This is a genomic window from Nitrospira lenta, assembly GCF_900403705.1.
GTDB lineage: Bacteria > Nitrospirota > Nitrospiria > Nitrospirales > Nitrospiraceae > Nitrospira_D > Nitrospira_D lenta.
In genome coordinates this window covers 76,610-93,779 of record NZ_OUNR01000016.1, presented here as the reverse complement: position 1 = coordinate 93,779, position 17,170 = coordinate 76,610, and the positions used below count along the sequence as shown (strand labels likewise).

The following is a 17,170-nucleotide window of genomic DNA, read 5'->3' as shown; positions in this document are numbered from 1 at the left end:
GTCTACGCCGACTGAGCGTCACGGTCTGGCATGCACGTTGCTGTATGTCCTTGCGAATCGAATGACCAAGGAGCGAAGACTGTGAATCGAGGTATTTATCCAATCCTGTCCGGTGCCCTCGCCCATGAGCGACGGATGCAAGTCTTCGCCAACAACATGGCCAACGTCAACACGGCCGGGTTCAAGCAAGATGAGCAGACCTTCAAAGCCGTATTTCCAAAAGTGCAACTGGCCATTCCCGCGATCCCCGGCACGGTGTCGCTGGCGAACCAAATCGTAGCGAAACCTTTCGGCCCGACAGAACGCGTGTATGCGGCTCCGAATACGGTCAAAACAACGTATGACGCGGGCCGGATTCGCTTGACCGGAAACCCTCTCGATCTGGCCATCCAGGGCCGCGGGTTCTTAGAAGTCAAAACCCCTCAAGGCACACGCTTTACCCGCAACGGCATGCTGTCTCTCGACAATCAACGCCGGCTGGTCACCAATCTCGGATATCCGGTGATGGGCACCAAGGGCGAGCTGAAGATTCCCGTCGGGAAAATGGACATTTCCAATCAGGGTGAAATTAGAGTCGACGGCAATCCCATCGGCACCATCAAGGTGATGGATTTCCCCGATACCAACATGCCGCAAAAATATGCGGAAGGCATGTTCGTCTCCGACAAGGGGTTTCCGGCGAAGGCTCCTCAAATCCAGGCCGGACATATTGAAGATTCCAACGTCAATTCCATCGGTGAAATGGTCAAGATGATCGAAGGTATGCGCGGGTATGAATCGGCTCAGAAATTGATTCAAACCCTGGACCGAATGGCTGAAACAGCCATTCAAGAACTCGGACGAGTGGCTTAGGAGGCAATTATGATTCGGGCAATGTGGACGGCCGCCACCGGAATGACGGCACAACAGATCAATGTGGATACCGTGGCCCACAACCTGGCCAACGTCAACACCAACTCGTTCAAGCGCAGCCGGGCCGAATTTGCTGACCTGCTCTACCAAATCCAGCGCTTGCCGGGCACCAGCGCATCCAACGTCGGTGTCTTTCCCGTCGGCATTCAAGTCGGCGCCGGTGTGCGCCCCACCACGGTCTCGAAGGAATGGCTCCAGGGCAACATGCGCCAGACCAATAACGATCTGGATATCGCAATCGATGGACCGGGGTTCTTCCAGGTCTCCAGACCGGATGGAACCATCATGTACACCAGGAACGGGTCGTTCAAACGCGATAACGTCGGCAACTTGGTCACAGGTGACGGTGACTTGTTGAATCCGGTCATTACCATTCCCTCCGGCGCGTTGAAGATGGATATCGGTCAGGACGGAACCGTCTCCGTCTTGCTCCCTGGTGTGACCCAGGCGTCCCAGGTCGGCCAGATTCAATTGACGCGATTCGACAATCCGGCCGGACTCGTGGCGATGGGAAACAATTTGTTCATCGACAGCTTTGCGTCGGGCCCTCCGACTCAAGGGACCGGCGGATTCTCCACCGGATTCGGGACCATCCAGCAGGGCTTCCTCGAAAGCTCGAACGTCAACCTGGCTGAAGAAATGGTCAACATGATCATCGCGCAACGGAGCTATGAAATTAACTCAAAAACGATTCAAGCGTCTGACGAAATGATGTCCATCGCGAACAATCTCAGACGATAAGGAAGACGTTATGACTAGCCTTCGCATCATCGCCGCCGTCTGTATCCTTGCCGCCGTGGCCGCCCCGGCCATCGGCGGGAGTTCGGAGAAACTGGTCAAGCCCATATCGATGAGCGGGCAGGGAGCCAGCGGAGCGGCTCTCAACAAGTTGGATTCGACCCGGCCGACGATGCGGGCGCTGCACTTTGAGCAAATCCAAAAGACCATTCAGAAGTATCTTGAAGGCGAATGGGGAACCCGGGTGAAGTCGGTGCAAGTCACCCTTCTGGAGCCGCTGGATCCGATCAAAATCCCGGCCGGAGTAATCGAACTACAGATCCCTGCCGTTCCTGGAGGCTCCACAACGATGGGGCGAAGAAGCTTTCCTATCCAGGTCATGGTCAACGGGAATGTATGGAAGACCATTGATGCCCTGGCGGATATTTCCGCCATGATCGACGTGGTCGTTCCGGCGCGTTTTCTCAAGTCTGAAGAGACCATTGAGCCGGATGATCTCACCACCGCGCGTATCGTCACTTATGATGTGAAGCACCCCTTCATCACTGACCCGGAAGCCGTCATTGGAAAAAGCACGGCCCGTCCGCTGCAACCGAATACTCCGTTGCGTCCGACCTTCCTGAAAAAACCTTTTATGGTGAAAAAGGGCGATCACGTCATGATTGAAGCGCGGCGCGGCAACTTCTCCGTTCAAACATCAGGCGTGACGAAGGGAAGCGGGCAAGTCGGACAGACAGTGATGGTGGCAAACCTCGATTCCGGGCGAGAACTGCGGGCGAAGATCGTCGCTCCAGGACTCGTTCAAGTGGAGTTTTAGGATCACGCATGCGCTGCGCAACAACTCACACATCGGGAGTGGTCGTCATCAGCCTGCTGCTGAGCGGTTGTAGTCTTTTTCCCTCAAGCTCTCCCTCCGTTTCCTCCAAGCTTACCGTGCCGGCATTGGCTCCGCCCAAGACGCTGGGCTCGCTGTGGCAAGAAGATAACGGCCGTGCGTACTTGTATGAAGATATGCGGGCCATGCGGGTAGGGGACATCCTGACCGTCAAGATTGTCGAGAAGCACCGAGGATCAAAATCGGCGGACACTTCGGCGCAACGTGATTCAACGTTATCCAATTCGTTGGCGGGAACCGGAACCGGATATATCGGCATTCCCGGTCTCCGACTTGGCGATGAAGCCCGGCGAGGGCTCGGGATCGATGCCTCGGCAAGCAACAAGTTCAGTGGAAAGGGCGCCACCAGCCGAGAAGGCACGTTAACCGGAACGATCTCGGTGATTGTAGTCGAAGTGCTTCCGAACGGCGATTTGCGGGTTGAAGGACGGCGTGAGGTTACCGTCAACAGTGAAAAGCAAATGATGACGATTGCCGGCATTGTGAGGCGCGTAGATGTGGACACGAAGAATACCGTGCTCTCCTCGGCGATCGCCGATGCCAAAATCGAATACGCCGGGTTGGGAGTCTTGGACGATGTGCAACGGCCGGGGTGGCTGGTTCGAGTGCTTGATTGGATCTACCCGTTCTAACGAAGGATGTTGCTTGTGAAATTGATTGCTACACGAAACGTCTCGGCGAAGTGGGGGCTCTGGCGCGGCGCGATCTCGATTCGGTCGTTGCAAATGATGGTGATGAGCGGTGTGGTGCGGCGAGCGGATTTAGATCCGCCTCAGGATCCCGGCCGAACCGGCTATTGGCACGGCAGGAAACGCCGAGTCAGCATTCCGCAAGAGTCGGCGTCTGAGCAGGGCTGGATTTCGAGAATGCTCTTGGGCCGTAAATCGCACGTTCAGTCAACACAGAAGTTGTAACAACAAGGATTACGGGTGAAATGATTACATCTTGGGCCAGGTCATTGATGGCGGGACTCTTCATCGGAGCCGTAGGTCTCCCGCTCCCAGCGGAGGCGGTCAGGATCAAGGATATCGGAGCCATTGAGGGCGTTCGTGAAAACCAACTGATCGGCTATGGACTGATCGTCGGACTCGATCGCACCGGCGACCAGGTCATCGGTGGTCAGTTCACGATCCAGGCGATGATGTCCATGCTGAATAAGATGGGGATCAATCTGGTCATCGATCCGATCCAGCTTCTCACGAAAAACATTGCCTCTGTTATGGTCACCACCAAACTTCCCCCGTTCGCCAAACCCGGCCAAACTCTTGATGTGGTCGTGTCCTCCATGGCCAATGCGAAAAGCCTGCAAGGTGGAACGCTCTTGTTGACTCCGCTCAAAGCGGCGAATCAGCAAGTGTTTGCCGTCGCACAGGGGCCGGTGTCGGTGGGTGGATTCCTCGGTGGAGTGGGAGGTGCCGGAGGTGCTTCGGTGACCAAGAATCACCAGGCCGCCGGGGTGGTGCCGGGAGGCGCGATTATCGAAAAGGAATTGGTGGTCAATATCGATGCTTGGGAGACCGTCTCGGTCATGCTCCGGCAGCCGGACTTTACGACGGCGATTCGAACGGCTGAAGCCATCGATGGAGTCTTTGGGAAAGGCAGTGCTTTACCCATCAATGCCGGTCATGTGAAGGCCACGATTCCCACGAATTTTCACGGTCGAGTTGTCGAATACATTGCGTCAATCGAAGGCCTGGATGTCTCGGTCGACATGGCCGCCAAAGTGGTCGTGAACGAACGAACCGGTACGGTCGTACTCGGCGAACATGTGCGCATCTCCACCTGTGCGATTTCTCACGGGAATCTAACGATTTCGGTCAAGAACACCTTGAGTGTTTCTCAACCCAATGCCCCGCTGATCGGATCGGCTAGCAGTCAACCCGCGACCGTGACCGAAGACGTCCAAACAGAGGTAAAGGAGCAAGAGTCTCGGCTGATCGTCGTTGACGAGACTGTCACGCTGGGCGAGGTCGTGAGGGCACTGAATGCTGTCGGAGTAACGCCCAGAGACCTGGTCTCAATTCTTTCGGCATTGCGAGCAGCAGGAGCACTCCAAGCGAATCTTGAGATTATCTAGTTAAGATATTGATAATATGAACTAATGCAGTAATTGAAAAGCGTTGAAAGCGGGCTACATTACACGAGAGTTCCAATGAATATTCATGATTCGACTCAAGCGCAGTTTCTTTCTTCTCCGGTCTTCACCGATCCACTGGGGAATCAGAATGACCTCAGCTCATTGCAGGTACAGGGGGCTCCAGGTGATCGGAAAGAGTTACTCAAGGCCGCCAAGCAGTATGAAGCCTTCTTTGTGTCCTATCTGATGAAGGTGATGCGGGAAACCGTTCATGAATCAGAGATGTCCGGCAAAATGGGCTCATACTTTTACTCCTTTTATGACCAAGAGATCGGAAATAGAGCATCCGAATCAGGAGGCATCGGGATTACGCAAATGGTTCAGGAATATATTGAAAAGAATTATCCGCCGGCCGCTAAAGTTCCAGACAGTGAAAACCGATAAGGTGTGCGACAGGGTTTGAAGCAACCGAGAGGGGAAAACCCCGGTTGGCTCAGCCGTTTCCCAGAAGAAGGAGAGCGATATGCAGATCTCAGGTTCGGGTCGGTCCGATCAACTGGCCAAGATTCTCTTAGGCACGCAGGAGACGAAGGGTCCGTCGCCCCAGCCGCAATCGTCTCAGAAAGAGGCGGGGAATGACCGGGTCCAGATCTCGGATCAGGCTAAAGAGCTGCAGCGCATTCGTGCGCTGGGCCAGACGCCCGATCAGGAACGGGCCGCTCGGGTTGAGCAAATTAAGAATGCCCTTGAGCATGGCACCTACGATGTGAGCGGCCGCAAAGTCGGCGATGCGCTTATCAAGCAAGTGCTGACCGACGCGGTGTTGTAACCGTCACGATTCACATCGACTGCGCTGCCAGGATGGCGGCGTTATGTCCGAAGCAAGTTCGCAGGGAGCGCGTATGCCTTCGGTTTCAACGGCACTGTCAGCACAATTAGTGACCATTCTTCTCCGGGAACTGGCCGCCTGCCAGTCCCTCCTCGAGACAGTCGAAGCGGAACGTCACGCCATCAAAACCCTCGCCATCGGCGACTTTCACCCTATCAATGTTCGCCGCCTTGCGATACTGGAACAACTCCAATCCATTGCGGATGCGCGCGACCAGGCGGTCCGCCAGATTACCGCCGCCCTGTCGCTGTCTGATTCGGCCTCATCGCTGCACAGTCTGCTCGATCGCTGGCACGGTTTGGAATCGGCCACCGTTCGCCGACATCACGAGACACTGATGGCCACCGCCAAACATGTGCGGGAAGAGATCAAGCAAAACGTGGTCCTTATCGATGGCATTCGCGGGTTTGTTGAGCATGCCTTGACGGCCGGAGCAGCCGCTCTGACGGACGGCAATGCATACGGCCGGACAGGAAAACCCGCGCTCGCACATCCATTATCAGCCGTCCTCTACCAGCAGGGATAGCCTATGGTCGGCTTAAACTCCCTCTTCGATATTGCCAGAACTGCACTGAACACCGCGCAGCAAGCGTTGACGGTGAGCGGGCACAATATATCCAACGTCAATACTCCCGGCTATTCACGACAGGAAGCCGTGTTGACTGAGCGGCCGCCTATTAACGGCCAACCCGGCATGACGGGAACCGGCGTGCAAGCCACCTCGATCCGGCGTCATGTCGATCGCTTCATCGAGCAACAGCTGACGGTCTCCGACCAAACCCTCGGGCGGCTCTCCGTGTCCCGTGACGAGCTCTTTCGCCTGCAGAATATATTCGGCGATAGTAACGATCAGGGTATCGGGGCCTCCCTCAGTGAATTCTTCCAGGGATTGCAGGATGTCTCGACGTCGCCGGGCGAATCGACGGCACGGTCGGTCTTATTGGGAAAGGCGACGCAGCTGGCATCGAGTCTTAACCAAGCCTCATCGGATCTCACCAACGCCCGCTCTTCATTGAATTTTCAGGTCTCCCAAACCATTACCGAGATCAACAGCCTCACGACGCAGTTGGCCGAGCTAAACGGAAAAATCATCACGGCGGAAGTGACTGGGCAGAATGCCAACGACTTGAGAGACCAGCGCCAACTGGCGCTCAATGAATTGGGCCAGCGCATCGATATCACCAGCATTGAAAGCGGCACCGGCGGGTTGACCGTCTTTGCCGCTCGCGGACAGGTCGTCGTGGAAGGCGATACGCATCGCGACCTCGCCGCAGTGGCGTCGGCAGACAATGAAGGACTCTTCGACGTCGGGTATTCGACAGGCGGAACTAGAACCGTCAGTCTTGACCGGCAAATTACCAGCGGACGGCTGCGCGCTTTGCTGGATCTGCGCGACACCACGGTTCAAGGGCTGCAAGATCAATTCGACCGGATTGGCGCGACGCTTTCAAATGCGGTCAACCTGATTCATCGTCAAGGCTATGGCCTTGACGGGTCCACGGGACGAGACTTTTTTACGCCCCCCGCCGTCACCACTCAAGCGGGTTCCGCCAATCAGGGAACGGCGGCGATCGGCAGCGGAGCCGTGACCGCCAATAGCTTGCTGACCTTTCACGACTACGAAGTGCAATTCAACTCCGCGACGGCCTACTCGATTGTGAATACCACCACAGGGGCGACCATTCGAGGCAATTATACCGGCACCGCCATCGCGGCTCCGTCGAGTGCCGCGCCACTCTCGATTGTCACCGGAACCAACGATACACTGACCGTCTCAGTCGACGGGGTCACGTCCGGGACGATTACACTGACAGGAGCCGCGTCACCAGGGCAGTCCTATACCTCCGGCGCGGCGTTGGCTCAGGAAATTCAGGCGAAGATCAATGCTGATACGACACTGCAAACTGCGGGGCTGACCGTATCGGCCACATTCGACACGGCCACCAACCGGGTCGTCCTGACATCCAACGGGACCGGTACGTCTTCGGCGGTCAATGTAACCGGCGGCAACGCCAGAACCAGCCTGGGCCTGCTGGGTGGAACCAGCACCGCAGCCTCCGGCACCTATAGCGATCCCTCCACGCTTATTTTCGACGGCATCAGCGTCACACTGTCCGGCACCCCTGCGGCGAATGACGTGTTTCGAGTGAACTCCTATCGTGACAGCGCCGGCAACCTTGCCGTCGCCCTCACGAACCCGGCCGCGGTTGCCGCATCCTCCACGCGCGCGGGCATTCCCGGCAACAATGCTACGTTGCTCCAACTGGTCGCCCTTCAGCACCAACAGTTTGCCAGTCTGAATAACACGACGTTGCATGACGCCTATCGCAGCACCGCGGCCAATCTCGGGGTCTCTGCTCAAACGGCCGATCGCGAGCAAACGGCGCAGCAAATCCTCCGCGATCAAATCGATACGTTCCGCGCGCAGGTCTCAGGCGTCTCGATCGATGAAGAGCTCGTCAATCTGGTGAAGTTTCAGCGGGGATTCGAGGCAGCCGCGCGCTTGGTCCGTGTGACCGACGAGATGTTCGACACCTTATTGTCCCTCAAACGTTAGAAGGGATGAGTCGCTATGCGCGTCACTGAGCAACAAACCTTCGGCGTATTGGTCCACAACCTGGAACGGTCCCGCGCGCGCTCCCTGGACCTGCAACAGCAGGTCTCAACGGGGAAGAAAGTCCGCAAGCCGTCCGACGATCCCAGCGCCTTCAACCATATCAGCCTCGATAAAGCATCGGTCGCCTCGATCGAGCAACGCTTGCGCAATATTTCCTTCGGCAGGACTCGCCTCGATCTGAGCGACAAGCTCCTCAACAGCACGACGGATACCCTCAGCCGCGTGCAAGAGCTCGCCGTCCAGTTCGCCAGCGATACGAACGGTCCGGCTGAACGCGTCATCGGATCCCGCGAAGTCCGCCAACTCTATTCGCTGGTCCAACAATATGCCAATGCCGAGTTGAATGGACAGGCCGTCTTTACCGGCACCAGCACCCACGGCCGGACGACGGGGCTTGCGATTACCACACCGGTCACGCTGACCAACGGCACCAATGATAGTCTCGTCGTCTCAGTCGATGGAGTGACCTCCGGCACGATCGATCTGACCGCGGCGACCGGAAGTTTGACCGGCGCACAGCTTGCCGCGCGGGTGCAGACTCAGATCAACGCCGATACCGCACTCACCGCAGCCGGCAAACATGTGACCGTCACGTTCGACACGGATCATCTTGTCATTGCGTCCGATTTGCATGGGTCGGATTCAACCGTCACGGTGACCGGAGGCACCTCTCGCGCCACATTGGGACTGGTAGGGGGGAGCCGGACCACCGGAGATAAGCCCTTTGCCCTCACGGCCACCACCAGCCCGGGATCGACCAACACCGGCGGCGCAGTGGTCAACCAGGGGACCGTCGTTGACGACAATCTTGTCACCCTGGACGATTACGTGATCCGGTTTTCATCGGCAACGCAGTACGATGTCTTTGATGTGACGGTGCCTGTGAATGTCACGAAGAACGGCGCCAATACCGGCGGGGCCTTCTCGGCTGATGCCGCGATTATTGGACCGGCCAATCTGACCCTCAATGCCTATGCAATCCAGTTCACGTCGAGTACGCAATATAACGTCGTGAACACCACGACGAGCGCCACGGTGTCTTCTGGAAACACCTACGTGTCCGGCAACGCCATTGAGTTTGACGGGCTCCGGGTCGTCCTCAATAACGGCGATCGCGGCGGACCGCAAAGCGGTGATGCCTTTGCGGTGAGCCTCGCTCCGCGCACGGTGCTGGCCAATCAAACCTACAGCACCGGGAGCGATATCAGTTTCGACGGACTTCGGCTGCAACTCTCCACGGGCAGCGGCGCTCCGGCGACGGGCGACCGGTTTGCCGTGGTGACAGGGTTACAATATCAAGGCGATGCCGGCGTTCATCAGGTAGAGGTCGGCAACAATCAAGTGGTGCCGACGAACGTCTCCGGAGATCGCGTGTTTAGCGGCCCCAATATCGACCTATTTGATTCGATCAAGACCCTCGTGACCTCGCTCAGGACCAACTACCGCGGGGGCATTCGCGACACGATCGGAGATGTCGGCACTGGACTCAGCCAAGCCGGCGCCGTCCTGGGAGAAGTCGGAGCCCTCTCCAATCGGTTGACCGGCAGCGCCGGCCGTCTGGATGAATTTAAAACCTTCTTTACGCAAACTCTGTCGGAAACTGAGGACGTGGATCTGGCCAAAGCGATTTCCGATTTAACCTTGCAGCAATACGCGATCGAAGCCGCGAGTCGTACGCTGAATCAACTGTTCGGCAATTCCCTCTTGAAATATCTTTCATAGATAGGGACGGGCGCTTAAGGTTTCAGCAGAATAACCGATACACTCGTAGGGGGCATCGGTTTAACAGCCATGGAAGGCATTCATGCTGGTCCTGACACGAAGACGCGGTGAAGGTGTGACCATCGGTCCGGATATCCGGGTCATTGTCCTCGGAATGAAAGGCGGCCAGGTTCGCCTGGGCATTGAAGCGCCACACACCATTGAGGTGCATCGCGATGAAGTCTATGCGCGGATTCAAGACGAGAATCACTTGGCGTCACGAACGCAAGTCATTCCACTCGACGCCTTTCGACACCTCGCACCGTCGAAACGACGGAGCGCGCCATAAGGATGCATGATGCAATGTCGTTCGACCCGTTTCGGTACCTGTGACGTTCGCCCAGACGCCGTTCTGACGTTTCCGAACGGCATTCTTGGATTTCCCGACTGCCGCCGCTACGTCATTCTCGATCACGATACGGACGCGCCGTTCAAATGGTTACAGTCACTGGACGAACCGGGCTTGGCCTTTGTGATTCTCGACCCGGCCACATTCCATTCTGGCTATGATGTCCAGCTTCCCCATGAAGCGCTCGTTGAGGTGGACGGCAAGGATGACGACGAATTGATCCTGTCCGTGCTGCTCACCATTCCATCCAACGACCCGACCGGCATCACGGCAAATCTGCGTGGGCCGCTGCTGATGAACCCGCGCACCAAGCTTTGTAAACAACTGATCCTCTCCGACAGCTATCCCACTCGCTTCCCGCTGTTCTCACACAAGCCCTCCACTGAGACGGGCGCCTCTACTAAGCCGGCTGCCTCGGCCGTCTGTTCCGTCTGACTGCATTCTGTCTGTCCGACTGCATTCTGATAGGGGACACACGAGACTTCGAGGAAGCCTCAGGCCGCGGCCTGCGCGAGGCCTCCGCTCCGGCCACGGTACTCTTCGAGCACACGCAACAGTCGCAGCATTTCCATTTCGAGGTGCGCATAGACGGCGGGAGCATCATGCAGTGTCCCTAGCCGGCCGACGGCTTCTAACCGCCCGGCGGCCAATACCACTTCCGGAGCGCAGAGATTGCCGGCGGTGCCTTTGAGTGTGTGAGCCGCACGCTCGACCGTCACGGCATCCCCAAGAGACAGCGCTTGCCGGATCTGGCTCATCATGTCGGCCTGACGTTCAAGGAAGAGATCCACAAGTTGGAGCAAGAGATCCTGATCGCCTCCAATATTCTGGAGCATTTGAGAGGGATCAAAGATGGCCCGTCCTTCAGACAGCGGACCGGCGCTCTGTACCGCGTTCTTATCCGACTCAGCTGAGGCCGGAGACTGGATCCATCGCGCCAGTGTCACACGCAGATCTTCCAGCTTGATCGGTTTCGCAAGATAGGCATCCATGCCGGAGGCCAGGCACCGCTCACGATCGCCTTGCATCGCATTGGCCGTCACGGCGATGATCGGCAAATGACCGGCGCTGCTATAGCGTTTACCGGCTGCTTCCTGCCGGCGAATTGCCGCAGTCGCCTCGAATCCATCCATGATCGGCATCTGGCAATCCATGAGGACGGCGTCATACCCTCCCGCGTCGAGCGCCGTTAATGCTTCTTGCCCGTTCTCGACCAGATCGGGACGGTAGCCGAGCTTCTCCAGCATTCGCACAGCGAGCTTTTGATTGACGCTGTTGTCTTCAACGACTAGGACCCGTCGGCGCGTGGAAAGCTCCGCCAGCGTATGCCGCGTGACTAACCGAGGCACGGCCTCATCGGCCTGGGGCGTCTCAGCGGACGCGGGGGCCATCCCGAGCACCGTGCGCAGACAATCCCGCAATTCATCATGCCGGACGGGTTTCGTGAGATAGCCCTTCGCCCCGACCTTACGCGCGCGCTCGGCATGCCCCCGTTGCAAGAGCGAGGTCATGACGACAATCCGCAGCGTGGCGGCGCTGGGCAATCGCTGAAGTTCAGCCGCTAATTGAAGCCCGTCTTTACCCGGCATCACGATATCCACAATGGCGCAATCGAATGGGGTGCCGCGCTGAGCCGCGTCCTCGATCCGCGCCAGGGCGCTGGCCGCGTCCTCCGCCAACACATCCTGCATGCCCCAGCCGGAGACTAGATGATGCAAGATGAGCCGGTTGGATTCATTGTCATCCACGATAAGGACGCGGTGACCTTGCAGGTCCGCCAGGGGAAGAATCGCCAAGACCGACGAGGACTGCTTCGGGAAACGGGCCGTACACCAGAAGGTGCTGCCGCGCTCCGGCGCGCTTTTTACGCCGATCTGCCCACCCATCAATTCAATCAACTGCTTGGAGATCGACAAGCCCAGTCCCGTTCCTCCATATCGCCGGCTCATAGACGAATCGGCTTGGACAAAGGGTTGAAACAACTTGCGTTGCGTGTCTTCGCTGATCCCGATGCCGCTGTCCGTCACGTCAAATCGGAGCAGGGCATCCCCCTCGGTCTCCTCTTCGAGATACACCTGGAGGGTGACATCGCCATGCTCGGTAAACTTAATCGCATTGCCGAGAAGATTGGTCAGGACCTGGCGGAGCCGGCCTGGATCGCCTCGCAATCCGGTCGGCACGGCCGCATGTATGAGGCAGGTCAGCTCCAACCCCTTGGCCTCGGCCCGCTCAGCGAACGATTTGAGCACATCTTCCACCGTCGTGCGAAGATTGAAGTCGATCGATTCCAACTCGAGCTTACCCGCTTCGATCTTGCTGCACTCCAGGACATCGTTGATCAATTGCAGCAGTGCTTCCCCGCACTGACGAATGGTCTCGGCATACGAACGCTGTTCCGGAGCCAGCGTGGTATCCAGTAACAAGTTGGTCATTCCAATGACCCCATTCATGGGGGTGCGTAATTCGTGACTGACGGTGGCGAGGAACGCCGCTTTGATTTTCGTGGCGGCCTGCGCTTCTTGCAGAGCCCGATCCAATCGCAGGTTTTGCGCGATCAATTCCTCAGCCGAGGCGTGGAGCGCCTCTTTGGCGCGCTGTGCTTCCGTCAAGTCCACGGCATACCCGCGGACATGGCGATCCGTCTTCACAGGACAAAAGACCCAGGCATAACAGGCGTCGGGGAGGCGGGAGGCGATCTCCTGGATGGGCGCATTCGAATCCAAACAGCGCCGCACCAGATCCGGCAAGCCCTGCGGCACGACGTGAGGGAATCCGTCAGGTCCATAGCCGAATCGCGTCAACAGGGCGCTCATCACCGGATTGGCATAGATCAGGCTGGCCTGACCGTCGAGCTCAAGAATCGGGTAGGGACTCTCGTCGGCAATGGAAGCGAGCCGATTGCGATCGTGCGTGAGTTCCTGCTCTCGCGAGGTATCGTGAAGACTAATGGAGACTCCGGTGTGTTGATCAAAACTGACCGGCTGACACGTCCACTCGACAGGAATCGCAGGGCCTCGGCCTTGCCGTATGGACACCTGAGCCGGCTGCCGGGGTTGTTTCTCGCGATGGACCCCCTGAAGGAGAGCTTTGGTGGCGCCGGCACTCAGCCCCGTCAACCGCTCCCACAATTCAGGAAATGAAGCCCCGATCGGAGCTGCGGCAACTCCGCCGCACAAACGAGCGCCTTCGGCATTCATGGCCGAGATGTCCCCATCCGGGCTCACCAGGATGACGCCGATCGGCAGTCCGTCCAAAAGCCCTTCGTATGACTGCAGTGACCTCTTCTTGGTCGGCCGAGTCGACGCCGGCCGCCGCCGTTGGGGAAGTGGCTTCATTAGGCCGCCCGCTCCGCGACATCACCCAGGTACATGGCAATATTGACGCGCTCCTGGGCAGGGTCCAGCACGCGCAAGACCGTCCGCGAGACCTTATCCTGCGAAGGGAGAGACAGGTCGATTTGTTCGGGATTGGAGTAGAACTCTCCGTGCGGCCCGCCGGTAATCTTCACTTGCGGTTTCAATCGCTGTTCCGGATTCACTCCAACGACCACCGCTTGCTCGCCGGTATTCAAACGCACGAGGCTTCCGACCGGATATACGCCGATACTTCGAATCACCGCCTCAACTAAGGGTTTGGGATACTGTCCGCGTTCCCCGACCAGAAACAATTGGCGGACCGCATCGTGAGGGATCATCGCCGGCCGGCCGCCGCGACGGCTGACCATCTTGTCATAGAGATCGACTATCCCGACGATTTGGGCCAGGGCCGAGATGTCTGCGGCTTTCATCTTCCGCGGATAGCCGCTTCCATCGCAACGCTCGTGATGCTCTGCAAGAATGCGGCACACCTCCTGGTGAAAGCCGGATCGCTCTCCGAGCACAAGGAGGCCCAATTGGGTGTGCTGCTCCAAGAGCCGCTGTTCCGACTCAGTGCACTCATCTCGCTTACGAACCAGATTGCGGGGGAGGCGGACGTATCCGGCATCATGCAAGAGCGCTCCCGTCCCCAAGTGCTCATAGAGAGCCCGATCGACGCCGCTCTCGACTGCCACGACCAGCGATAAAATAGCCGTATCCAGCGCATGGGCGCCCAGCGAACGATCGAACTGTTTCAGTTTGAGAAAGGTACTGTGCAACAACAGGGCGCTGCGGTCCTGCATGACCTGGCTGATCACCCCTCCCACAATGACCTTGGTCGCAGCTGGAGTCGGCGGAACGCCGCGTTCCAAATCGGCAAAGATGCGTTCCACGGCTTCTTGTGCTTCCCCATACACGGCGGCAATCTGCAGCGCACTGCCGTCCGGAGGGACTGAGCTGGAGTCTTCCGATGGCGTATTGTCAGGAGGGCTGGCATGCTCCGCATCGGCTGATGTCTCCGGCAGAGGGGAGGGCGTGGGTGCCTGCGCCTGCACATCCAGTCCTTTGGTCGTATCAATGGTGACGTGTTGGACGCCATGCTGTTTCATTACACCGATTGTTTCGTGGTCACGAATCAGGCGTTTATGGAAGAGGAAGGGTGTGCGATACCAAGGAATATCCATCTCGACGATGAACATCCCCGGTATGAGTTGATCAATGGATATCTGCTTTGTCCCGCTCATGAATTCCTATCTCCCCAGTTGCCACGCTCAAAGCCCGCATGTCCGCTTCGAGAGGATCCCACATGTCCTATCGGTTCCCAGAGGAACGATCTTTACGGCCTAGAGATGCGTCATTCCTGGCGAAGACGGTTTAGAGTTCCCTGCGCGATGCCCGGCAATCCCTCTCAAGACTTTCTGTGTTCTTTCCGATACAGATACACGCATGAATCTGCATGCACTGTGACCGGATATCGGTAGCTGTTACTCATGGCGACACGCATTCACATCTCCCAGCTTCGTCCCGGCATGCGCATCGAGAAACTCGATTGCTCCTGGTTTTCGACGCCGTTTTTCCGGCACCGCATGGCGGTGACATCGATGGAGCAGGTAGAGCAGCTCAAGGCCTGCGGAGTGGAAACCCTCGACATTGCAGGAGAGCTTGAAGCGGACGCTCCGGCACCGGAAGAGAAGGTACAAGAGCCTGTGACCGCTAGTGATCCCGCTCCGGCTCCCCCCGCGAATCCTGACGGCACCGCGATTCCATTCGAAGAAGAACTACCGGCCGCCAAGGTCGTCTACGCCGCAGCGAAGACTGTCATCGAAGAAGCGATGCTCGACGTTCGCATGGGCCGCGACATCAACATGGATGCGGTCAATCAGGTGGTCTCGGAGATGGCCGACAGCGTTCTCCGCAATCCCGATGCCCTCACGAGCCTCTCGCGGTTAAAGCACTTTGACGAGTACACGTTCTTTCACTCCGTCAACACCTCGCTGCTGGCCTTATCGCTTGGGCGCAATCTGGGCATCGACGAAACACGCTTGCATCAACTCGGGGTCGGCACCTTGCTCCATGATATCGGGAAGACCAAAGTCCCATTGGAGATTTTGAATAAGCCGGGCAAATACGAAGCGCATGAATTTGAGATCATGAAGCAGCATGTGATGCGGGGCGCTGAAGTTCTGTCAGGCACGACGGGGTTGACGGACCACTACCTGAAACCGGCGCTGGAACATCACGAACGCGTGGACGGGACTGGCTACCCCTATCAACTGCGCAAAGGCGAGCTCAGCCAGTTCGGGATGATCGCCGCCGTCGTAGACATTTACGATGCCATCACGAGCGAACGCTGCTACCACAAAGCCAAACCGGCGCATGAAGCGCTGCAATTCCTCTATCTCATCTCCCAAAAAGGTCATCTTGAACACACCCTCGTCCAACGATTTATCCAGATCGTCGGCGTCTATCCCGTCGGCTCAGTCGTCCGACTCAATACTGGAGAGATCGCAGTGGTCGGCCGGATCAATCGGAACACGCCGCTTGAGCCGGTGGTCATTGTGGTCAAAAGCGCCGGCAATACGATGATGTCGTATCCTGAAACGGTTGATCTTGCTCACACGGACGGGGCGCCCCGCCGATCTATTGTCGCAGTCACCGATCCCACCAGCACCGGTATCAATCCCACCGTCTACCTCGATCAGGAGCCGTCATGAATGCAGTGACCACACTACAGGCGACGCCGGCATCCTTCCTCACGGTCGGCCTTTCCCTCAAACTCTCCTTCACCCTCAACGGGCAGAAGGGGATGTATGGATCAACGCTTCTGGGGTGGAAAGACCATGCCTGGCTGGTCTGTGAATGGCCGTTGCAAGCTGGCCATGGGACGGAGATTCCGCAAGGAACGCCCTGTACGGTCAGCTATCTCCATGACGGAAAGCTGGTCGGGTATCGAACTGAAATTCGCGACAGGTTGAGTGCGCCGGTGCCGCTCCTCTTTCTTGCATTTCCCCAAACCGTGGAAGAAATGCACTTGCGCAAACATGCTCGCGTATCTTCCTGTGAGCCCATTGTGCTTGCACGGATGGACAGCGTCACGGCGATCGTCGGCGGGCTGCTTCAAAATCTGAGCATCGGCGGCTGTAGCGTGATCGTTCCGCAGGCGCCGGCCTGGCTTCGGGCAGGAACCTCCCTACGGCTGGAATTCGAACTGGCCGGGCTCGGTCACGTCACAAATTTGACGGGTCTTGTCAAAAGTTCCGAGGCCACGGAGGCCGGCTGCATACTCGGCATCGCCTTTCGTTTTCAGGACATGGAATATATCGAATACCGCGGATGGGGCGGCTCCGTTCATCAGGCCATCGAACAGTGGACCGCGCAGAAAGCAACCGATTCGTTTCCACCCCAATAGCCTGGCCGCTCACGCGTCCTCCTCGAGTCTCTTCTCCTGTCGTTTCTTTCCTCCTTCCGCGGCACATTCTGCCGGGTGAATCACGCATCTTTCCGCTGTTTCTCCATAATTTGTCGAATTCCAAGCCGGAATCAATGGCACATAACTTGTACTAGCCTCTTCCGCCG

Annotated in this window: 17 protein-coding genes; 15 read left to right on the top strand and 2 right to left on the bottom strand. The window is 57.7% G+C overall.

Annotation, left to right across the window (positions count from 1 at the left end; translation table 11 throughout):
- Positions 1 to 81: 81 nt before the first annotated feature.
- From NITLEN_RS10185 to fliW, 13 genes are all read left to right on the top strand, one after another.
- Positions 82 to 852: a flagellar hook-basal body protein gene (locus tag NITLEN_RS10185; protein ID WP_181416778.1), complete on the top strand. Its 771-nt coding sequence runs from the start codon at positions 82 to 84 to the stop codon at positions 850 to 852.
- Between the two features lie 9 nt (positions 853 to 861).
- Complete coding sequence (gene flgG / locus NITLEN_RS10180) at positions 862 to 1,653, top strand: flagellar basal-body rod protein FlgG (RefSeq protein ID WP_121989507.1); 792 nt, start codon at positions 862 to 864, stop codon at positions 1,651 to 1,653.
- 10 nt (positions 1,654 to 1,663) lie between these two features.
- Complete coding sequence (gene flgA, locus NITLEN_RS10175; RefSeq protein WP_121989506.1) at positions 1,664 to 2,467, top strand: flagellar basal body P-ring formation chaperone FlgA; 804 nt, start codon at positions 1,664 to 1,666, stop codon at positions 2,465 to 2,467.
- An 8-nt stretch (positions 2,468 to 2,475) separates the two neighbouring features.
- Complete coding sequence (locus NITLEN_RS10170) at positions 2,476 to 3,177, top strand: flagellar basal body L-ring protein FlgH (protein ID WP_121989505.1); 702 nt, start codon at positions 2,476 to 2,478, stop codon at positions 3,175 to 3,177.
- Between the two features lie 15 nt (positions 3,178 to 3,192).
- Entirely contained in the window at positions 3,193 to 3,459 is a 267-nt protein-coding gene (locus tag NITLEN_RS10165) for a hypothetical protein (RefSeq protein ID WP_146216157.1), read from the top strand.
- A 20-nt stretch (positions 3,460 to 3,479) separates the two neighbouring features.
- On the top strand, positions 3,480 to 4,622 hold the full coding sequence (locus NITLEN_RS10160; protein WP_219999436.1) for a flagellar basal body P-ring protein FlgI: 1,143 nt from the start codon (positions 3,480 to 3,482) through the stop codon (positions 4,620 to 4,622).
- Between the two features lie 75 nt (positions 4,623 to 4,697).
- Positions 4,698 to 5,066 carry a rod-binding protein gene (locus NITLEN_RS10155; RefSeq protein ID WP_121989503.1) on the top strand — a complete coding sequence of 123 codons (369 nt, stop codon included), beginning with the start codon at positions 4,698 to 4,700 and terminating at the stop codon, positions 5,064 to 5,066.
- Positions 5,067 to 5,145: 79 nt separating this feature from the next.
- The gene (flgM, locus tag NITLEN_RS10150; protein ID WP_121989502.1) at positions 5,146 to 5,451 is read left to right on the top strand and encodes a flagellar biosynthesis anti-sigma factor FlgM; all 306 of its coding nucleotides are present in this window, start codon (positions 5,146 to 5,148) and stop codon (positions 5,449 to 5,451) included.
- A gap of 73 nt (positions 5,452 to 5,524) precedes the next feature.
- The gene (flgN, locus tag NITLEN_RS10145) at positions 5,525 to 6,037 is read left to right on the top strand and encodes a flagellar export chaperone FlgN (protein ID WP_181416777.1); all 513 of its coding nucleotides are present in this window, start codon (positions 5,525 to 5,527) and stop codon (positions 6,035 to 6,037) included.
- A gap of 3 nt (positions 6,038 to 6,040) precedes the next feature.
- On the top strand, positions 6,041 to 8,068 hold the full coding sequence (gene flgK / locus NITLEN_RS10140; protein ID WP_121989500.1) for a flagellar hook-associated protein FlgK: 2,028 nt from the start codon (positions 6,041 to 6,043) through the stop codon (positions 8,066 to 8,068).
- Between the two features lie 15 nt (positions 8,069 to 8,083).
- Entirely contained in the window at positions 8,084 to 9,850 is a 1,767-nt protein-coding gene (locus NITLEN_RS10135) for a flagellin N-terminal helical domain-containing protein (RefSeq protein ID WP_121989499.1), read from the top strand.
- A gap of 82 nt (positions 9,851 to 9,932) precedes the next feature.
- Positions 9,933 to 10,178 (top strand): carbon storage regulator CsrA, encoded by a 246-nt coding sequence (csrA, locus tag NITLEN_RS10130; RefSeq protein ID WP_121989498.1) that lies wholly within the window; start codon positions 9,933 to 9,935, stop codon positions 10,176 to 10,178.
- A 6-nt stretch (positions 10,179 to 10,184) separates the two neighbouring features.
- On the top strand, positions 10,185 to 10,673 hold the full coding sequence (gene fliW / locus NITLEN_RS10125) for a flagellar assembly protein FliW (protein WP_121989497.1): 489 nt from the start codon (positions 10,185 to 10,187) through the stop codon (positions 10,671 to 10,673).
- 59 nt (positions 10,674 to 10,732) lie between these two features.
- On the opposite strand, the gene NITLEN_RS10120 is transcribed toward fliW, so the two are convergent.
- Together NITLEN_RS10120 and NITLEN_RS10115 are read right to left on the bottom strand one after the other, a co-directional pair.
- The gene (locus NITLEN_RS10120) at positions 10,733 to 13,573 is read right to left on the bottom strand and encodes a hybrid sensor histidine kinase/response regulator (RefSeq protein WP_121989496.1); all 2,841 of its coding nucleotides are present in this window, start codon (positions 13,571 to 13,573) and stop codon (positions 10,733 to 10,735) included.
- A complete protein-coding gene (locus NITLEN_RS10115; RefSeq protein ID WP_121989495.1) occupies positions 13,573 to 14,838 on the bottom strand; it encodes a cyclic di-GMP phosphodiesterase in 1,266 nt (421 codons plus the stop codon). The genes NITLEN_RS10120 and NITLEN_RS10115 overlap by 1 nt, the downstream gene beginning before the upstream one ends.
- A 246-nt stretch (positions 14,839 to 15,084) precedes the next feature.
- Here NITLEN_RS10115 and NITLEN_RS10110 point away from each other — a divergent pair, with 246 nt between their 5' ends.
- Both NITLEN_RS10110 and NITLEN_RS10105 read left to right on the top strand, forming a co-directional pair.
- Positions 15,085 to 16,308 carry a cyclic di-GMP phosphodiesterase gene (locus NITLEN_RS10110; RefSeq protein ID WP_121989494.1) on the top strand — a complete coding sequence of 408 codons (1,224 nt, stop codon included), beginning with the start codon at positions 15,085 to 15,087 and terminating at the stop codon, positions 16,306 to 16,308.
- Positions 16,305 to 17,003, top strand: a complete 699-nt coding sequence (locus NITLEN_RS10105) for a flagellar brake protein (protein WP_121989493.1) — start codon at positions 16,305 to 16,307, stop codon at positions 17,001 to 17,003. Before NITLEN_RS10110 ends, NITLEN_RS10105 begins: the two co-directional genes overlap by 4 nt.
- Positions 17,004 to 17,170 lie beyond the last annotated feature (167 nt).

Bases quoted from the DNA above. Each gene is read 5' to 3' on its own strand.
- flgG (WP_121989507.1), top strand. From the start codon at position 862: ATGATTCGGGCAATGTGGACGGCCGCCACCGGAATGACGGCACAACAG.
- flgA (WP_121989506.1), top strand. From the start codon at position 1,664: ATGACTAGCCTTCGCATCATCGCCGCCGTCTGTATCCTTGCCGCCGTG.
- NITLEN_RS10170 (WP_121989505.1), top strand. From the start codon at position 2,476: ATGCGCTGCGCAACAACTCACACATCGGGAGTGGTCGTCATCAGCCTG.
- NITLEN_RS10160 (WP_219999436.1), top strand. From the start codon at position 3,480: ATGATTACATCTTGGGCCAGGTCATTGATGGCGGGACTCTTCATCGGA.
- NITLEN_RS10155 (WP_121989503.1), top strand. From the start codon at position 4,698: ATGAATATTCATGATTCGACTCAAGCGCAGTTTCTTTCTTCTCCGGTC.
- flgM (WP_121989502.1), top strand. From the start codon at position 5,146: ATGCAGATCTCAGGTTCGGGTCGGTCCGATCAACTGGCCAAGATTCTC.
- flgN (WP_181416777.1), top strand. From the start codon at position 5,525: ATGCCTTCGGTTTCAACGGCACTGTCAGCACAATTAGTGACCATTCTT.
- flgK (WP_121989500.1), top strand. From the start codon at position 6,041: ATGGTCGGCTTAAACTCCCTCTTCGATATTGCCAGAACTGCACTGAAC.
- NITLEN_RS10135 (WP_121989499.1), top strand. From the start codon at position 8,084: ATGCGCGTCACTGAGCAACAAACCTTCGGCGTATTGGTCCACAACCTG.
- csrA (WP_121989498.1), top strand. From the start codon at position 9,933: ATGCTGGTCCTGACACGAAGACGCGGTGAAGGTGTGACCATCGGTCCG.
- fliW (WP_121989497.1), top strand. From the start codon at position 10,185: ATGATGCAATGTCGTTCGACCCGTTTCGGTACCTGTGACGTTCGCCCA.
- NITLEN_RS10120 (WP_121989496.1), bottom strand. From the start codon at position 13,573: ATGAAGCCACTTCCCCAACGGCGGCGGCCGGCGTCGACTCGGCCGACC.
- NITLEN_RS10115 (WP_121989495.1), bottom strand. From the start codon at position 14,838: ATGAGCGGGACAAAGCAGATATCCATTGATCAACTCATACCGGGGATG.
- NITLEN_RS10110 (WP_121989494.1), top strand. From the start codon at position 15,085: ATGGCGACACGCATTCACATCTCCCAGCTTCGTCCCGGCATGCGCATC.
- NITLEN_RS10105 (WP_121989493.1), top strand. From the start codon at position 16,305: ATGAATGCAGTGACCACACTACAGGCGACGCCGGCATCCTTCCTCACG.